The 16,443-nt window shown below is 60.2% G+C and carries 16 protein-coding genes, 1 tRNA gene and 1 pseudogene; 11 read left to right on the top strand and 7 right to left on the bottom strand.

Annotation, left to right across the window (positions count from 1 at the left end; translation table 11 throughout):
• From ACZM22_RS04890 to ACZM22_RS04870, 5 genes and pseudogenes are all read left to right on the top strand, one after another.
• Positions 1-186, top strand: a pseudogene (locus ACZM22_RS04890) (precorrin-3B C(17)-methyltransferase); the annotation flags it as partial.
• The gene (gene cobK, locus ACZM22_RS04885) at positions 179-2,167 is read left to right on the top strand and encodes a precorrin-6A reductase (protein ID WP_489543295.1); all 1,989 of its coding nucleotides are present in this window, start codon (positions 179-181) and stop codon (positions 2,165-2,167) included. The pseudogene ACZM22_RS04890 and the gene cobK, both read left to right, overlap by 8 nt.
• On the top strand, positions 2,164-3,126 hold the full coding sequence (cbiB, locus tag ACZM22_RS04880; RefSeq protein WP_489543294.1) for an adenosylcobinamide-phosphate synthase CbiB: 963 nt from the start codon (positions 2,164-2,166) through the stop codon (positions 3,124-3,126). The genes cobK and cbiB overlap by 4 nt, the downstream gene beginning before the upstream one ends.
• Positions 3,127-3,137: 11 nt before the next feature.
• Positions 3,138-4,202 carry a pyridoxal phosphate-dependent aminotransferase gene (locus ACZM22_RS04875; RefSeq protein WP_489543293.1) on the top strand — a complete coding sequence of 355 codons (1,065 nt, stop codon included), beginning with the start codon at positions 3,138-3,140 and terminating at the stop codon, positions 4,200-4,202.
• The gene (locus ACZM22_RS04870; RefSeq protein ID WP_489543292.1) at positions 4,193-5,656 is read left to right on the top strand and encodes a cobyric acid synthase; all 1,464 of its coding nucleotides are present in this window, start codon (positions 4,193-4,195) and stop codon (positions 5,654-5,656) included. Before ACZM22_RS04875 ends, ACZM22_RS04870 begins: the two co-directional genes overlap by 10 nt.
• A 703-nt stretch (positions 5,657-6,359) precedes the next feature.
• Here ACZM22_RS04870 and ACZM22_RS04865 read toward each other — a convergent pair.
• The 6 genes from ACZM22_RS04865 to ACZM22_RS04840 form a co-directional block, all read right to left on the bottom strand.
• The gene (locus ACZM22_RS04865; RefSeq protein ID WP_489543291.1) at positions 6,360-7,202 is read right to left on the bottom strand and encodes a GIY-YIG nuclease family protein; all 843 of its coding nucleotides are present in this window, start codon (positions 7,200-7,202) and stop codon (positions 6,360-6,362) included.
• A 29-nt stretch (positions 7,203-7,231) separates the two neighbouring features.
• Positions 7,232-8,053, bottom strand: coding sequence for an ADP-ribosylglycohydrolase family protein (locus ACZM22_RS04860; RefSeq protein ID WP_489543290.1), 822 nt, complete (start codon positions 8,051-8,053; stop codon positions 7,232-7,234).
• A 4-nt stretch (positions 8,054-8,057) separates the two neighbouring features.
• Complete coding sequence (locus tag ACZM22_RS04855; RefSeq protein ID WP_489543289.1) at positions 8,058-8,693, bottom strand: vWA domain-containing protein; 636 nt, start codon at positions 8,691-8,693, stop codon at positions 8,058-8,060.
• A 78-nt stretch (positions 8,694-8,771) separates the two neighbouring features.
• Entirely contained in the window at positions 8,772-9,128 is a 357-nt protein-coding gene (locus tag ACZM22_RS04850; protein WP_489543288.1) for an arsenate reductase family protein, read from the bottom strand.
• Positions 9,129-9,144: 16 nt separating this feature from the next.
• Positions 9,145-9,951 (bottom strand): Nmad3 family putative nucleotide modification protein, encoded by an 807-nt coding sequence (locus tag ACZM22_RS04845; RefSeq protein WP_489543287.1) that lies wholly within the window; start codon positions 9,949-9,951, stop codon positions 9,145-9,147.
• Positions 9,952-9,960: 9 nt separating this feature from the next.
• Positions 9,961-10,950, bottom strand: coding sequence for an O-acetyl-ADP-ribose deacetylase (locus ACZM22_RS04840; protein WP_489543286.1), 990 nt, complete (start codon positions 10,948-10,950; stop codon positions 9,961-9,963).
• Positions 10,951-11,225: 275 nt separating this feature from the next.
• Here ACZM22_RS04840 and ACZM22_RS04835 point away from each other — a divergent pair, with 275 nt between their 5' ends.
• Together ACZM22_RS04835 and ACZM22_RS04830 are read left to right on the top strand one after the other, a co-directional pair.
• Positions 11,226-11,429 (top strand): hypothetical protein, encoded by a 204-nt coding sequence (locus ACZM22_RS04835; protein ID WP_489543285.1) that lies wholly within the window; start codon positions 11,226-11,228, stop codon positions 11,427-11,429.
• 251 nt (positions 11,430-11,680) lie between these two features.
• The gene (locus tag ACZM22_RS04830) at positions 11,681-12,832 is read left to right on the top strand and encodes a tyrosine-type recombinase/integrase (protein WP_489543284.1); all 1,152 of its coding nucleotides are present in this window, start codon (positions 11,681-11,683) and stop codon (positions 12,830-12,832) included.
• Between the two features lie 116 nt (positions 12,833-12,948).
• On the opposite strand, the gene ACZM22_RS04825 is transcribed toward ACZM22_RS04830, so the two are convergent.
• Positions 12,949-13,025: transfer RNA gene (locus tag ACZM22_RS04825), tRNA-Arg, on the bottom strand.
• A gap of 225 nt (positions 13,026-13,250) precedes the next feature.
• On the opposite strand from ACZM22_RS04825, the gene ACZM22_RS04820 reads away from it, so the two are divergent.
• The 4 genes from ACZM22_RS04820 to ACZM22_RS04805 are packed head-to-tail and all read left to right on the top strand — an operon-like array spanning position 13,251 to position 16,436.
• Complete coding sequence (locus ACZM22_RS04820) at positions 13,251-14,951, top strand: ABC transporter ATP-binding protein (protein WP_489543283.1); 1,701 nt, start codon at positions 13,251-13,253, stop codon at positions 14,949-14,951.
• Positions 14,952-14,962: 11 nt separating this feature from the next.
• Positions 14,963-15,724 carry a hypothetical protein gene (locus ACZM22_RS04815; protein WP_489543282.1) on the top strand — a complete coding sequence of 254 codons (762 nt, stop codon included), beginning with the start codon at positions 14,963-14,965 and terminating at the stop codon, positions 15,722-15,724.
• Positions 15,724-15,990, top strand: coding sequence for a PqqD family protein (locus ACZM22_RS04810; RefSeq protein WP_489543281.1), 267 nt, complete (start codon positions 15,724-15,726; stop codon positions 15,988-15,990). Before ACZM22_RS04815 ends, ACZM22_RS04810 begins: the two co-directional genes overlap by 1 nt.
• A complete protein-coding gene (locus ACZM22_RS04805) occupies positions 15,987-16,436 on the top strand; it encodes a S24/S26 family peptidase (protein ID WP_483268852.1) in 450 nt (149 codons plus the stop codon). Before ACZM22_RS04810 ends, ACZM22_RS04805 begins: the two co-directional genes overlap by 4 nt.
• Positions 16,437-16,443: the final 7 nt, after the last annotated feature.

The following is a 16,443-nucleotide window of genomic DNA, read 5'->3' as shown; positions in this document are numbered from 1 at the left end:
CCGGGAGAGCGGCTGTGCGGCATCGTGCGCAATATTGGCCGTGAGGGGCAGAGCAGCCGCATCCTGACGCTGGCAGAGCTGCGGGAGGCAGAGGTGGATATGTTCTGCACCGTGCTGATCGGCAGCGCTGCCGTCAAAACGGTGGCCGGTCAGCTGGTCACGCCCAGAGGATACCGCAATGTGTAATATCTGCGTGTTTGCCGGCACCACGGAGGGCCGGGAGCTGGTGGAATTCCTGGCCGGACAGCCGGTGCAGGCTACGGTATGCGTAGCCACGGAGTACGGCGAAACGCTGCTGCCGGAAGCGGAAAACATTACGATCCTGGCGGGGCGTATTCCGGTGGAGGACATCATCCGGATGCTGCAAGGGACGCGGTTCGATCTGGTCATCGACGCTACCCACCCCTATGCCACCTCCATCACCGAGAGCATCTGCACAGCTTGTCGGGAAACGGAGACGGAGTATCTGCGTCTGCTGCGGCAATCCTCCGAACAGGCGGAGGATGTGGTCTGCGTGGAGAATGCGGCGGCCGCCGCCGCATTTCTGGAGACTACGCGGGGCAATATCCTGCTGACCACCGGCAGTAAGGAACTGGCGGCGTATAGCAGCATCCCCGATTTTACCCAGCGGGTATACGCCCGGGTGCTGCCTATGGATGCCTCGCTGGAGGCCTGCCGCGCAGCGGGGCTGAAGGCCACCCATGTCATCGCCATGCAGGGGCCTTTCTCCGAGGAGATGGATCTGGCCACACTGCGTTTTGCCGACGCCGCATGGATGGTGACCAAGGACGGCGGCGAAGCCGGCGGCTTTCCCGCGAAGGCGTCCGCCGCCCGAAAGGCGGGCGCAGGTCTGGTGGTCATCGGACGTCCACCCCAGCGGGAGGGTCTTCCCTTTGCGGCGGTGCTGGATGTGCTGTGTAAGCGGTTCGGCTGCACCGTCCGGCCGCAGGTACGGATCGTCGGCATCGGCCCCGGCAGCCGGGAGGCTATGACCCATGAGGTCAGTGGGACCATTGATGCGGCGGACTGTCTCATCGGCGCAAAGCGGATGCTGGAGGCGGTGGCGCGGCAGGGGCAGCCCACCTATGACGCCATTGCGCCGCAGGATATTGCGGACTTTATCCGCGCCCACCGGGAGTTCCGCCGCTTTGCGGTGGTCATGTCCGGCGATACCGGCTTCTTCAGCGGCACGAAAAAGCTGCTGCCGCTGCTGGAGGGCTGCGACACGGCGGTGCTGCCGGGTTTGAGCTCGTTGTCCTATCTGTGCGCCCGGCTCCGGACGTCCTATGAGGATGTCCGGGTGGTGAGTCTCCACGGGCGGCAGCACAACATCCTACCGGAGGTGCGGGCGACCAGCCGCCTTTTCGCGCTGGTAGGCGGCGAGCGCGGCATCAATGACCTGTGCCGCACGCTGGCAGAGGGTGATCTGGGCCACGTCCTTGTGTATGTGGGACAGCGTCTGGGCTACCCGGATGAGCGCATCGTGCGCGGCACGGCGGCAGAGCTGACGGATGGCGTCTATGCCCCTCTGAGCGTGGCGCTTATCGAAAATCCCCATCCCGACGCGGTGGTCACACCGGGTCTGCCGGACGACGCCTTTCTCCGCAGTGCGGAGGGAATGCCCGTGGTACCCATGACCAAAAGTGAGGTGCGGGCGGTGTGCCTTTCCAAGCTGCGGCTGACGGAGCGGAGCGTCTGCTGGGACATCGGCGCCGGTACTGGCTCGGTGTCGGTGGAAATGGCCCTACAGGCAAAGCAGGGGCTTGTCTGCGCCGTAGAGCGGCGGGAGGATGCCGCAGCGCTGCTGGAGCAAAACCGTAATCGGTTTGCATTGGAAAACTTACAGGTGGTCTGCGGCGGCGCGCCGGAGGCCTGCGTCGGTCTGCCGGCCCCCACTCACGCATTCATCGGCGGCAGTGCCGGCAATATGCACGAGATCGTGGCGCTGCTGCTGGCAAAAAATCCCCATGTCCGCATCGTGGCCACGGCCGTTTCGCTGGAATCCGTGGCTGAACTGACGGACTGCCTGACGGCGTTCCCCTTTGCGGAGACGGAGGTGGTATCCCTGCAAGCGGCGCGGGACAGAAAAGCCGGAAGCTACCACCTGATGAGCGGACAGAATCCCATTTATATTTTTACGATGCAGGGCGGAGGAGAAACGGCATGATGTGGTCGCTTGCGGCACTTGTTATCGGCTTTTGCATAGACCTTCTGGTGGGTGACCCCCACGGCTTTCCCCATCCGGTGGTCCTGATTGGGAAGTGTATCAGCGTGTTGGAGCGGGCACTGCGGTGCATATGCCCCAAAACGCCGTCCGGAGAGCGGGCGGCGGGCGCCATCCTGTGGGGCGCGGTGGTCATCGTATCCACCGCCGTTCCGGCTCTGCTGCTGTGGCTGAGCGGTCTGGTCAGCCCATGGCTGCGTCTGGCGCTGGAGAGCGTGATGTGCTGGCAGATCCTGGCCGTCAAGTCCCTGCGGGATGAGAGCATGAAGGTCTATGACGCGCTGGAGAGCGGCGATCTGGCGGCCTCCCGCCACGCCGTCTCCATGATCGTGGGGCGGGACACCGACCGGCTGGACGATGCCGCCGTGACCCGTGCCGCCGTGGAAACGGTGGCGGAGAACACCTCCGACGGCGTGGTGGCGCCGCTGCTGTTTCTGGCCATCGGCGGCGCGCCGCTGGGCTTTTTCTACAAGGCGGTGAACACCATGGACTCCATGCTGGGGTATGTGGAGCCGCCCTATAAGAACATCGGTCTGGTACCCGCCAAGGCAGACGACGTGGTGAATTACATCCCGGCGCGGCTGTCGGCGCTTCTGATGCTGGCGGCGGGCGGCCTGATGGGGCTGGATACGGCGGCAGGCTGGCGGATCTTCCGCCGCGACCGCCGAAAGCACGCCAGTCCCAACTCAGCCCAGACGGAATCTGTCTGCGCCGGGCTTCTGGGCCTGCGTCTGGCCGGGGATGCGTGGTACCACGGTGTGCTGCACAAAAAGGAGTATATCGGCGATGCATCGCGGGAGATCACCCACGAGGACATCCCCCGTGTGTGCCGCCTGATGACCGTCACGGCGCTCCTCGCCCTGCTTTTGAGCTGTGCGGCCAAGCTGCCCTTTGCACTGTAAAGGAGACATAGATGCTGTATCAAACAGAAAATCAACACGGCGGCGATGTATACGGCGGCGGTATCACGTTGGATTTTTCCGCCAACACCAACCCCCTTGGTACGCCTCCCGGCGTACTGGAGGCGATGTGCCGGTCTCTGCCCCAGCTATATCGCTACCCAGATCCCTACTGCCGCCGGCTGGTGCAGGCTATCGCAGGCCACGAGCAGGTGCCGGCGTCCTATATTCTCTGCGGAAACGGCGCGGCGGACCTGATCTACGCATACTGCACCGCTCTGCGGCCCCGGACGGCGGTGGAGCTGGCCCCCACCTTTGTGGAATATGGGGCGGGACTGACGCAGGTAGGTTGCCGCGTAGAGCGGTATTTCCTGCATCAGGCGCAGAATTTTGATTTGGACGATAGATTTCTGTCCTTCTTAGAGGAGAAAAAACCGGAGGTGGTATTCCTCTGCACCCCCAACAACCCCACCGGACGGCTGCTGCCGCTGCCGCTGCTGGAACAGATCCTGCAAGTCTGCGCGGCACAGGGGACGCGGCTGTTTCTGGACGAGTGCTTCCTCGATCTCACGGAGGACGGCATCAGCGCCAGGTCCCTTCTGGCAGCGCACCCGGCGCTGCTGATTCTGAAGGCCTTTACCAAGAGCTACGGCATGGCCGGTATACGGCTCGGGTACTGCCTGTGCGCCGACAATGCGCTGCTGCACGACATGGCAGCCGCGTCCCCGCCGTGGAACGTATCCTCGCTGGCCCAGAGCGCCGGTGTGGCGGCGCTGGCGGAGCGGGATTTTCTGCAAAGGACGCTGTCCCTCGTCCGCACGGAGCGGCGATGGCTCACAGATAACCTGACGGCGCTGGGCTTCTGGGTATGCCCGTCCCACGCCAATTACCTGCTGTTCCGCGGGCCGCTGGGGCTGCGGGAGGGGTTGCTGCAGCAGGGTATCGCCATCCGCGGCTGTGGGAATTACAACGGGCTGGACGACGGGTGGTATCGCATCGCCGTGCGGCCTCATGGGGAAAACGAGGCGTTGATAACGGCCATTCGGCAATTCTGCAAGGAGAAATCACTATGGCAATGAATATTATGATACAGGGGACCATGTCCAATGCGGGAAAAAGCCTGCTGGCGGCGGGACTCTGCCGCGTTTTGAAGCAAGACGGCTACCGCGTGGCGCCGTTCAAGAGCCAGAACATGGCGCTGAACTCCTTCATTACCAGGGACGGCGGCGAGATGGGCCGGGCGCAGGTGGTGCAGGCAGAGGCCGCCGGGATCGAGCCGGATACCCGCATGAACCCCATCCTGCTCAAGCCCACCACCGACGTGGGCAGTCAGGTCATCGTCAACGGACAGGTGCGGGGCAATATGCAGGCCATGGAGTATTTCCGCCGCAAGCGGGACTATATCCCCGCCGTGCTGGAGGCCTACAACAGTCTGGCAGCAGAGTATGACGTGATCGTCATTGAGGGGGCAGGCAGCCCTGCGGAGATCAACCTCAAGCAGGACGATATCGTCAATATGGGCCTTGCCAAGCTGGTGGACGCGCCGGTGCTGCTGGTGGGCGACATCGACCGAGGCGGCGTGTTCGCCCAGCTCTACGGCACAGTGGCGCTGCTGGAGGAGGACGAGCGCCGCCGCATCAAGGGCGTGGTGGTCAACAAGTTTCGGGGCGACCGGGCCATTCTGGAACCGGGACTGAAGACGCTGGAGCAGCTGTGCGGCATCCCGGTGGCGGGGGTCATCCCCTACGCCCATGTAGACATCGACGATGAAGACAGCCTGACCGAGCGGTTTGACCGCTCCAAAGAGCGAAAGCTCTTGGATATCGCGGTGATCCGTGTGCCGCGCATCTCCAATTTCACGGATTTCAGCCCCTTCGAACATTACGAAAACGTGTCGCTGCGCTATGTGGATCAGGTGGGCGACCTCCATCAGCCGGACATGATCCTGCTGCCGGGTACCAAGAGCACCATTGCCGACCTGCGCTGGCTGCGGCAGTCCGGTCTGGAGGCGGCCATTTTAAAGGCGGCTGACGCCGGCACGCTGATCTTCGGCGTCTGCGGCGGCTATCAGATGCTGGGACGCACCGTGTCCGACCCGGAGCAGGTGGAGTCCGCCGGTGTCACGGAGATCAACGGTTTGGGCCTGCTGGAGATGGACACCGAATTCCGGGGTGAAAAGGTGCAGACTCAGACGCAAGGCGTCTTTCGCGGTGTGGAGGGAATGCTCTCCGGCCTGAACGGCCTGGCCTACGAGGGATACGAGATCCACATGGGCCGCAGTCAGCAGCAGATGCCCGCCCTCACCGGCAGCAGAAACGTATACGGCAGCTATGTCCACGGCATTTTTGACGCGCCGGGTATCGCCGATACGATCCTGAAAGCACTGTGCGCCAGAAAGGGCGTGTCCTTTGACGCGCTGGCGACCTTTGACGCCTACGGCTACAAGGAACGGCAATATGACCTGCTGGCGGATGTGGTACGCGGCGGACTGGATATGTCCTTTGTCTACCGAGTGCTGCGCCGGGAAGTATAACGAAACAAGTTCCGATGGAAAAGCGGTGAGAGGCTCGAGCAGGGTCTTACGCCTGATTGACGGCATGACGGATCTGCCAGTACATCTGCGGGGCTATCTTGCTGCATCCCGGCAAAGGTAGAGGCTGCCGCATTTACCTGTTACTGGCTGGGCGGTTATCAGGCACTGCCGATATTCCCCCACATGGCACATAGCCTTTGAAAGACTGCTGACGAAAGAGCGATGTATGCTTCTGTAAGGCAACATCCGCAAGCGCAATAATGGTCGGCGGGAGGGCCGGTACACAGTCGCCCATGATACGGAGACCGGCAATCGCCGTGGGGAGTTGGCTTGATGTCTGGATGGAGAACTACGCAAAATCAAACTGCGGTCATCCACATTCAAAACCTCGCAAGGCTTCCTCAAGAACCTCATCAAGCCGCAGATCGGCAGCATCCGTAATTAGTAACTTATGCAAACAAAAAGACCCGAAGCCTTACGGTTTCGGGTCTTTTTGGCACGCCGTGAGGGATTCGAACCCCCGGCCTTCTGGTCCGTAGGTTGTCTCAAGCACAAATCGGAGCCATTTCGGCTCCGATTTGTGCTTTTTACCGCCGTTCACTCGGAGGATTTTCCATTGTTTCCGCCCAGCCCTGCCTGCTCCGGTTCCGTTCTGGGTCAAAAGTGGGTCAAAGACAGATGTACGGCAGGAGAATTCGAACAGTCAGTTCGCATTCATGCCGAGAGGCTCATAGGTCAGTAGCTTTTTCTTCCAAAGGGTCTCCGTTTGGATCACTTCATCGGGCGTCACGGCCTTTGGCAGGAGCTGCAAAATCGAGAACTGAAAGTGCGTATACCTATCCGGATAGTCGCAGAGCAGCTCCTTCATCAACTTGTTGTCGCCGTGCAGCGACTTCACATAGTGCGTCCAGCGCCCCAATAAGCCTCCCTTGCCGTAAGCGGAGCCAACATACTTCCGTCCGTTTTCCCGGTCAACAATGAGGTAGACCGCGTTGACGGTGGAAAGCGCCGTGTGCCACGTTTCGTATGCCGTGGGGTCCTGCACGATCTCCCGAAGCTCTTCATAGGTAAGGATCGCGTTTTCGTAGCCGGAAAAAATCTTCTTGTCCCGAATGGCCACAATAGGCTTTTCATTGGTGCCTTTCTGCGCCCAGGCAAGCGCGCTTTTACCCCATTCGATTAAGAGCCTGCCTTCGTATTCCTTCAGCAGGTCAATGCGCTCCAGATTGTAAAACATCCGCTGCCCTTGGAACCAATCCTCCAGCGGGAAACCCTTTGGCTTCGTGTCCTGCGTGTCAATAACGCCGCCGCTTACCTTGTAGCAGGCGAAAAACTTTGCCGTCGTACTCTTGTCGCTGATAAATACGCACCAATAATCATACCCGTTGCTGAAGGTTTCACTCTGTACGCGGGTGTATTCTTCCACCATGCCCTTATCATAGCATTTCTTGAATGCCTTGTCACCCAGCGAATGCCGGATCAGTTTTACCCGCTTCGGGTCAAGCCCCACATTTTTAAGCACATCGGAAAAATTCAGAATCGCCATGGAAGCCCCTCCTTATTTTGTTCTCCATTTCAAATTCTACCACAGTTTTTTTCGTTGTAAAGCGCGCTTTCCCACCGGCGCAAAATCTCCGCCAGTTCCGGCGTCAGACGTTTGCGGCACTCCTGCCGCAGTTCCTCCGGCACGCCGTAGAACGCCTCAGCGATGCTGCCGGTGATGGCGGCGAGGGTGTCGCTGTCGCCGCCGAGGGACACCGCCGTGCGCAGCGCGTCTTCAAAACTTGTGCTTTCCAGAAATGCAATAATAGCCTGCGGTACGGTTTCCTGACAGCTCTCCACATGGTGATAGGTGGGACGAATCTCATCGCAGCTGCGGCTGAGGTCGTAGCCGAATTCGCGCTCCACATACGCTTTGATTTCCGCTTTGTCGTGACCCGTGCGGGCGAGAAAGATGGCCGCGGCGGTGGCCTGTGCGCCCTTGATGCCCTCCGGGTGGTCGTGGGTCACCTGGGCGGTGAGCCGCGCCAGACGCAGCGTTTCCGCCATATCTGTTGCCAGCCATGCGGCGGGAGACGCCCGCATGGCACTGCCGTTGCCGTAGCTTTGGTAAGGCTGCGGGTCATCCTCATAGAGCCAGCCGCCAAAATGGGTGCCATAGCCCCGGTCAGGGTAGGTACGCCCCAGCCGCTGCATCTTCCGCACCAGTGCCGCTTTGATGGCGGCATCGTCCTGCCCACGGGTGCTGAGCAGCGCCTTCGCCACCGCCAGCGTCATCACCGTGTCATCGGTGAAGTCGGAACGGCGGCTGAACAGCGGAAAATCCTTCGCCTTATAGTTGTTGCAGTCGAACTCGTAGGGGCTGCCCACGATGTCGCCCAAAATCGCTCCGTACATACGCTTACCTCCCTCTTTTTTGCACGTCCTCGTCGATGCGGCGCTTCCATGCGGCGCTGAGCGGCCGGGCGGCGCGGACGCTGCACACCGCCTCGCTGATGACCTCGTAATTCAGCGCCGTGCCCGCCTCGTCGCACTTGTAGTTCACCGAGCGGTCCGCACCGATGCCGAAGCGTGCCGCCTCCTTGGCCGCGTCAATGTTTGCGCCGAGGAACAAAAACTCCCAGCCGTACTTCTCCTTCTGCCGTTCAATCATGCGGCGCACTCGCTCGTAATCATAGCGACGACTGGCGTTTTCGTAGCCGTCGGTGGTGATGATGAATAGCGTCTTCTCCGGCACATCCTCCCGGCGGGCGTACTTGTGAATGTTGCCGATGTGGTGGATGGCGCCGCCCACGGCGTCCAGCAGCGCCGTGCAGCCGCAGGTGAAATACTCCTTTTCCGTCAGGGGAGGCACCTCGCTCAGCGGCAGGCGGTCATGGATGACCGTGCTGTCGTTGGCGAAAAGCACCGTGGAGACCAGCGCCTCGCCTGCCTCCTTCTTTTGCTGTGCGAGCATGGAGTTGAAGCCGCCGATGGTGTCCGATTCCAGCCCGGACATAGAACCGCTGCGATCCAAAATAAAAACCAATTCCGTCATAAAAAAGCCCTCCTTTGTTTGTCTGTGCTCACATTGTAGCGCATCCGAAGGAGGGGTTGGTCGCCTGTGGGGCGACATTTATTGGGTTTTCAGACGTTCCGCCCACTCGGCTTCTTTGAAGCCGACCAGCACGAAGTCATTGCCCACCAGCAACGGGCGCCTGACCAGCATCCCGTCTGCTGCAAGGAGCTTCAGCATCTCGTCCTCGCTCATTTGGGGCAACTTGTCCTTTAGCCCCATAGATTTGTATAGCAGACCGCTGGTGTTAAAAAACCTTTTCAGCGGCAGACCGCTACGCTCATGCCATGCGGTCAGCTCGTTGTAAGTAGGATTTTCCATTTTGATGTCTCGGAATGTATAGGAAATGCCGTTCTCGTCCAGCCACTTCTGCGCCTTCTGGCAGGTGGTGCATTTGGGGTAGCAGATAAAAGTCATGGTGTTACGCTCCTCGTTATAAAAGTATACTTTTTGCCCACTCCGTGCAGGCATCCGATTCCATCAGTCCAAGTTCCTGCCAAATGCCCGCGTAGTATAATCCCTTTATTGGATCCTTTGCGCTGTTCTTTCTCTTTCCGTATATGTGCTGCGTATCGTACACTTCATTCATCGCCCAAGTTGCTTTTGTTGCGCCCTCCAGCGTCAGCACGCGCTTTTTGTCAAAGGGCAGCAAACCCGCTCCGGGCTTGGTGATACCCAGAGAAAGTCTCTCAGATGCCTTGAATATAACATTCGCTGTGCCGCTTGTCCGCTCATCGGTTGAATGGGGGTGCCACCACGCTTCTTTTTGCTTTTCGGGCGCAGAAAGGATTTCCCCCACCTGAAGGTAGCCCCAAATCACCTGAATATCTTTTTCACGGTAAAAATCACCGCACTCCCGCGAATACTTGTATTTCCCGTTTTTGCACTCAACAAAGTGGAAATTTCCAAAAAACAGGAAAATATCTCCCGGCGCAACACCCAGATTCTTTAGGTAAGAAGCCGCGGCATCCCGCTGACCGAACGCTGGAAACCAGCCGTCAATTTCCTTTGCACGCCGACTCAAATCCAAATCCGGGTCGACATGGCAGTGGTTCCCACCCTTATACCTCAAATCATGTAAAATCTTGGAGTATGGAATCCCATTGTAGTAGAGCGAATCATAGGTATCGGTATCCCCACTGGGAATGGGAAAGGAAATCATCGTGCCATCTTCAAAGATGGGGCTGACAATGCCGCCGTTTGCGGAATCAAATCCTTTTCGACTGAGTATAATTTTCATTTCTCTTCCTCACGCCCCCAGCAAACTCTGGTCGAACGCGAACAGCGCCTCGTTGATCTTGAAAATGTCATAGTCCCGCTGCATGATGAAATACTCGATGATGACGTCAAACTTGCTGCTGGGGCTGAGGGCGTAGCCCGCGCGTGCGATGAGGTCGCGGGTCTCCGGCAGGCTCAGCTCCAGCGCGATGGCGAAGGCCACCGCCGTGGGCTTGGAGGGCTTATAGTCCGGGTTGTTGCGGATTTTCGAGAACAGCTTGCGGTCTACGTTGGCCTTCTTGTAAACCTCGGCGTCCTTTTTTCCGCTGCGGTCGATGAGCTTCAACAGCGTCTCTGAAAATCCGGTGTCCAAATGCGCAAGCGCCTCGTCCAGCCCGGAGGCCGCCATGGGCGCGTCCTCGTAGGCGGTCAGCATCCGGCTTTCAACGAGGCCCATCCGGCGCATCCGCTCCCGGCGGAAGTCGGTGTGGGCATCCACATAGTGGTCGTCGATGTAGGCGGCGATATCCGCGAACAGCTTATTGCCGATCTGGTACGCCGCGCGGTCGAAAATGACGATGTACACCGTCATGTCGTTTTCTGCGAGGAATTCGCTGATGGTGTCCACCGCCACCCGGAGCGCCTGATCCTTGGGATAGCCAAAAACGCCGGAGGAGATCAGCGGAAATGCCACCGTCTCACAGCCGTGCTCCTTCGCCAGCGCAAGGCTCGTCCGGTAGCAGGAGGCGAGCTGTTCCCGCTCGCCGTACTTACCGCCGTTCCACACAGGGCCGACGGTGTGGATCACATATTTGCACGGCAGGCGGTACGCGCCGGTGATCTTGGCCTCGCCGGTTCGGCAACCGCCCAGCGTCCGGCACTCTTGGAGCAGCTCCGGCCCCGCCGCACGGTGGATGCAGCCATCCACGCCGCCTCCGCCCAGCAGAGATTCCTTCGCCGCGTTGACGATGGCGTCCACGCTCATTTTCGTGATGTCATTGCGAACAATGATAAGGGGCATATCATGTATCGCCTCCATTCTAACGACTTTTCAGATTATTGTAGCAGAATACACTTGGTTTTGCAATGGACGTTGGGACATCTACCCAAACCTACACGTTGGGAGATCTACCCAAATGTAGCGGGGAGCGAAATACTCCAAGCAGCGGCGAGAACAGCGCCCCTGTTTCGGCGTGCGAGCCGCTGTGTGCGATTTTTCTCCGAAAGCCGAGTGTGTACCCACTTTCACTGGTGAAAGCAAACGTGGCCGTTTGTGCCGGAGGTGTTGAAAATCGTATGACCAATGCATTGGAAAGCGTTGGTATGGCTGCGTTTCCTGCGCTTTTCACGGCTTTTTCGAGGACGAAAAAGAAAGCAGGAGAAAGGCATTGGCGCTTTTCGCGCCAATGCCTATTCACAGCAGCCCGCAGTGCGAGCTGCCGCAAGGGTTTGCGGGTTTTGGAAATTGACGCTTTTTTCGAGGTTCCCAGAACGGTTTGACGCTAAATTTGAGAAAAGTCGCCGCAAATCCCCGTGTCACAACGGTTTGCGGCGGCGCTTTGATAGAAAATCGGTACGCTTTATACCGTTGTAGTCGGCGGAAGTCTCCGTAGCAGCTCAAATCTTGCTACGCCATAAACAAAGATAAGCGGCAGCTGGGAATTGATAACTTTCTGATAATAGTGCGCCCTTCCTGTAGCTTTTCTCTACCCTTTACGGTATTGTATACCGTTACAAAGGAGGGTGATATTATGCCAAAACGACGTGCGAATGGAGAGGGCAACATCCGCAAGCGCAAAGACGGTCGATGGGAGGGCCGCTATACCGTCGGCCACGATCCGGAGACCGGCAAGGCCATCATCAAGAATGTCCTAGGCAAGACACAGGCGGAAGTGAAAGAGAAACTAAAGACCGCCATCGAAGAAAATATCGGTATCGACTATGGCAAGGCAAAAAGCTTCACAGTCGGCAGTTGGCTTGAAATCTGGATGGAGAACTACGCGAAGGTAAGACTCAGACCGTCCACATTCAAAACCTCGCAAGGCTTTCTGAAAAACCACATCAAGCCGCAGATCGGCAGCATCCCGCTGGCAGATTGCACTTCTCTGGACTTACAGCGGTTCTACAAGCACCTGTTGGACGGCGGGCGGGTAGACCGCATTGAGGCCAAGAAAAAGCCGAAAGGTCTGGCCCCAAAGACTGTCCGCAATATCCACCAGATGATCGGCTCGGCATACAATCTCGCCATGGAGCAGAAGTTGGTAACCCGCAATCCGACACAGGGCTGCGCCTTGCCGAAAGTCGAACACAAAGAGATGAAAACCCTGACCGCCGACCAACTCAGTGCTTTCTTCCAGGAGGCCAAAGACAGCGGCGTGTACGAGCTCTACTACCTCGACCTCGCCACGGGCCTACGGCGGGGCGAACTGCTGGGTCTAAAGTGGACAGATGTGGACTTTGAACACGGTGCAGTCAGGGTGCAACGAGCCATCTCCCGGCAAAACGGCAAGGTGGTCGAGGCACCGCTGAAAACAAAAAACGCCTACCGCACCCTGCCCCTGTCGGCAGACGCAATAGACGTACTGAAAATGCAAAAATGTAAGATCGGGAATAGCGAATGGGTGTTCCCATCGCCCACCGGAGGCCCCATGTCGCCGGACAGCGTGCTGCACATGCTGCACCGCGTTCTAAAGCGAGCGGGGCTACCACGGATACGCTTTCATGACCTGCGCCACACCTTCGCGACCATGGCGCTCCAGAACGGCGTGGATGTAAAAACGGTGTCCTCCATGCTGGGCCACTACTCCGCGGGCTTTACGCTGGACACCTACGCCCACGTCACCACCGCCGCCCAGCTCAAAGCGGCGCAAACCATGGGGAGCATCCTCTCCCGTGCGGTATAGACCTTTCCGCTATCCGCGCCCGTTGGGGTCAGCGTTTGGGTCAGAAAAAAGCAGCGGGAGAAAACAACAACTTATGCAAACAAAAAGACCCAAAACCGTAAGGTTTCGGGTCTTTTTGGCACGCCGTGAGGGATTCGAACCCCCGGCCTTCTGGTCCGTAGCCAGACGCTCTATCCAGCTGAGCTAACGGCGCATGTCTCAACGACAGCTTAGTTATAATATCACACTGCTCCACAAAATGCAAGAGAAATTTTCTCATAATTTCAAAATTTTTTATCCGCAGACACCAAAAGCCTCCCTCCTGCCCCCAAATCACTTGACGCGGCCCGCCTTGAACCGTATAATTAGTTGTATATGTGCATTTTGCCGTCGTACCGACAGCTTTCTGCCTATCCAGACCATTTTGGGGAGGAATACTATGCCCCGTTCTGCTGCGCCGGCATCCGGCGTCATCCGTTGGATTGCCTCGGTGGCGGGCCGTGCCGGATACCTCACCGCCCTGCTGCTGGCGGTGCAATCTGTTCTGGCCCTGTGCGGCGTAGGCTACGCGCTGATCCTGCGGGCGCTGATCGATGCGGCCACCGCCGGCCAGACCCAGACCTTTGTCCGCAGTGCTATCTGGCTGGTGAGCCTGATGGCTTTCCAGATCGTTCTCCGCGCGGTGGACCGCCATCTCAGTGAGTACACCCGCGCTACGCTGGAAAACCGCTTCAAGGCCCGCCTGTTCCAGACGCTGCTGCGAAAGGACTACGCCGCCGTATCCGCCGTGCACTCCGGCGAGTGGCTGAATCGCCTGACCTCTGATACCGCCGTGACGGCGGACACGCTGGCTCAGGTAATTCCCAATGCCGCGGGCATGCTGGTCCGCCTGATTGCTGCGGCGGCGGTGCTGCTGCGCATGGAGCCGCGGCTGGCCGCCATCATCCTGCCGGCAGGCATCGTACTGGCCTTGTTGGCCACCGTGTTCCGCCGTACCCTCAAGCGCCTGCATAAACGGATACAGGAGGCAAACGGCCGTCTCCGTATCTACCTGCAGGATTGCCTGTCCAGCCTGCTGGTAGTCCGTATCTTCGGACGCGAGAAGGCCGTATCGGCGGACGCCGATGCCCGCATGGACGCCCACCGTCAGGCCCGCATGGCCCGCACACGGTTCTCTAACCTGTGCAACGTGGGCTTCAGCGCCGCCATGTACGGATTCCTGCTGGTAGGCGTCATCTACTGCGGCAGCGGCATCCTCCACGGCACCATGAGCTACGGCGTGTTCGCCGCCGTGCAGCAGCTCATTACCCAGATACAGGGTCCCTTCGCCAATCTCACCGGCTACCTTCCCCGCTTCTACGCCATGCTGGCCAGCGCCGAGCGCCTGCGGGAGGCGGAGCACTTCCCTGACGATCTCACAGTCTCCCCCGTCCCCACATCGGAGATACACCGCTTCTATCAGCAGGAGCTGCACGCCTTTGGCCTGCATGATGCCTGCTTCACCTACCATAGCCGCGGCAACGAGACACCGCCGTCCACTGTCTCCCACCTGGACCTCACCGTGGACAAGGGCAACTGCATCGCCCTCACAGGTCCCTCCGGCTGCGGCAAGAGCACCATTCTGAAGCTGCTGATGGGCATCTACCCTCTGGACAGCGGCGCATGCTTTCTGCGGAGCGCCGATGGCGACCGCCCCCTGGACGCCGGCTGGCGCGGCCTGTTCTCCTACGTGCCCCAGGGCAACCACCTGCTCAGCGGCACCATCCGCCAGATCGTAGCCTTCTCCGACGCCCCCTCCCCCAACGATGAAGCCCGCATCCTGCGGGCGCTGCACATCGCCTGTGCCGACGATTTCACCGCCGCGCTGGAGCAGGGACTGGACACTCCCATTGGTGAGCGGGGTGCGGGTCTGTCCGAGGGCCAGCTCCAGCGTATCGCCATCGCCCGGGCCATCTTCGCCGACCGCCCCGTGCTGCTGCTGGACGAAGCCACCAGCGCACTGGACGAGGCCACAGAGGCCCGTCTGCTGTCCAACCTGCGGCAGATGACGGACAAGACCGTGCTCATCGTCACTCATCGTCCCGCCGCGCTGTCCATCGCGGACCGCACGGTGGCGCTGGTGCCCCCGCAGGACGCCTGAAAGGAGGCCCCATGGAACATTTCTGGATCGATGCCGCGGGCCTTCCTGCGGAGATCACAGCCCAGCATCCGCTGACGCGGCGGCTCTGCCGCGATTACGAGATCGCACCGCCCCAGTCCCCCGCCGTCCTCACCGCCTGCGCCGAACCCGAGACGGCGATGCGCCTGGCAGACGGCGCAGCCTCCCCCGCCTATCTGGAATTTCTCTGTATCCACGACAGTCTGGCCGCGCAGCTCCCCGCCCACCACCGGTTTCTGATGCACGGCGCCGCCATCGCCTTCGATGGTGCCGCCTATCTGTTCACCGCACCCAGCGGCACCGGCAAGACCACCCATGTCCGACTGTGGCGGCAGTACCTGGGCAGCCGCGTCACCGTGGTCAACGGCGACAAGCCGTTTCTGTCGCTGGAGCCTGACGGCACCGTCCGCGTCTGGGGCTCCCCCTGGGCTGGCAAAGAGCGGTGGCAAAGTCCCATCAGTGTCCCGCTCTGCGGTGTCTGCCTGCTGGAGCGCGGCACGGACCGCATCTGCCGCCTGCCGCCGGAGCAGGCGCTGACGCCCCTGTTCCGCCAGACGTACCATCGGGACGATCCCGCCCTGGAGTACCTCACTCTGGGCTTTCTGGACGCACTGCTGCGCCGTGTCCCCGTGTACCGGCTGACCTGCGGCATGACGGACGACGCCGTCCGCTGCAGCTTCGAGGCCCTCACCGGTCTCCCCTACGAAAATTACCGCCGCCCTGATGGCTGTGGCGAAGAAGGAAGTGCATTGTGATGAAACTCAGATCCGGATTCATTCTCCGTGAGGTGCTGGGCGCACCCGTGGTGGTAGCCACCGGCGACGCCGCCCGCCACTTTCACGGCATGGTGAAGCTCAACGAGACCGGCGGCATCATCTGGAAGGGCCTGCAGGAGGGCCTGACGGAGCCGCAGCTGGCGGAGCGCCTGGCCCTGACCTACGACGTGACACCGGAGCAGGCCTCCGCCGATGTAGCCGCCATGCTCCGCCAGATGGCCGATAACGGCTTTCTGGAGCCATGACCCCCTGCCGCATTGAGGACGTGCTGGCGTCCGAGGGCGTCTACGCCGCCACCACGTGGGGCACCAGCATGTACCCCATGCTGCGCTCGGGCCGCGACACCGTCATTCTCCGCCCGCCCCAGGGCCGCCTGCGCTGCTACGATGTCCCGCTGTATCGCGTGGGGGAGAAATATGTCCTGCATCGGGTGATACGCGTCCTGCCGGAGGGCTACCTCATCCGCGGTGACAACTGCCTGACCACGGAGCGGGTGCAGGAGAGCCAGGTCATCGGCGTGCTTACCGGCTTCTACCGCGACGACCGTCCGGTGGACCTGTCCGGCACCGGCTACCGGCTGTACTGCCGCATCTGGTGCGCCCTGTCGCCGCTGTGGCGGCTCTATCGCCGCGTCAGCAGCGCCGCCGCTTCTCTGCTTTGCCGTCTGCATAAAAAACGCCCTGCGGATTGACCGCAGG

It is taken from the genome of Vescimonas sp. (assembly GCF_057856985.1).
This window is presented reverse-complemented; position numbering and strand designations above follow the sequence as displayed.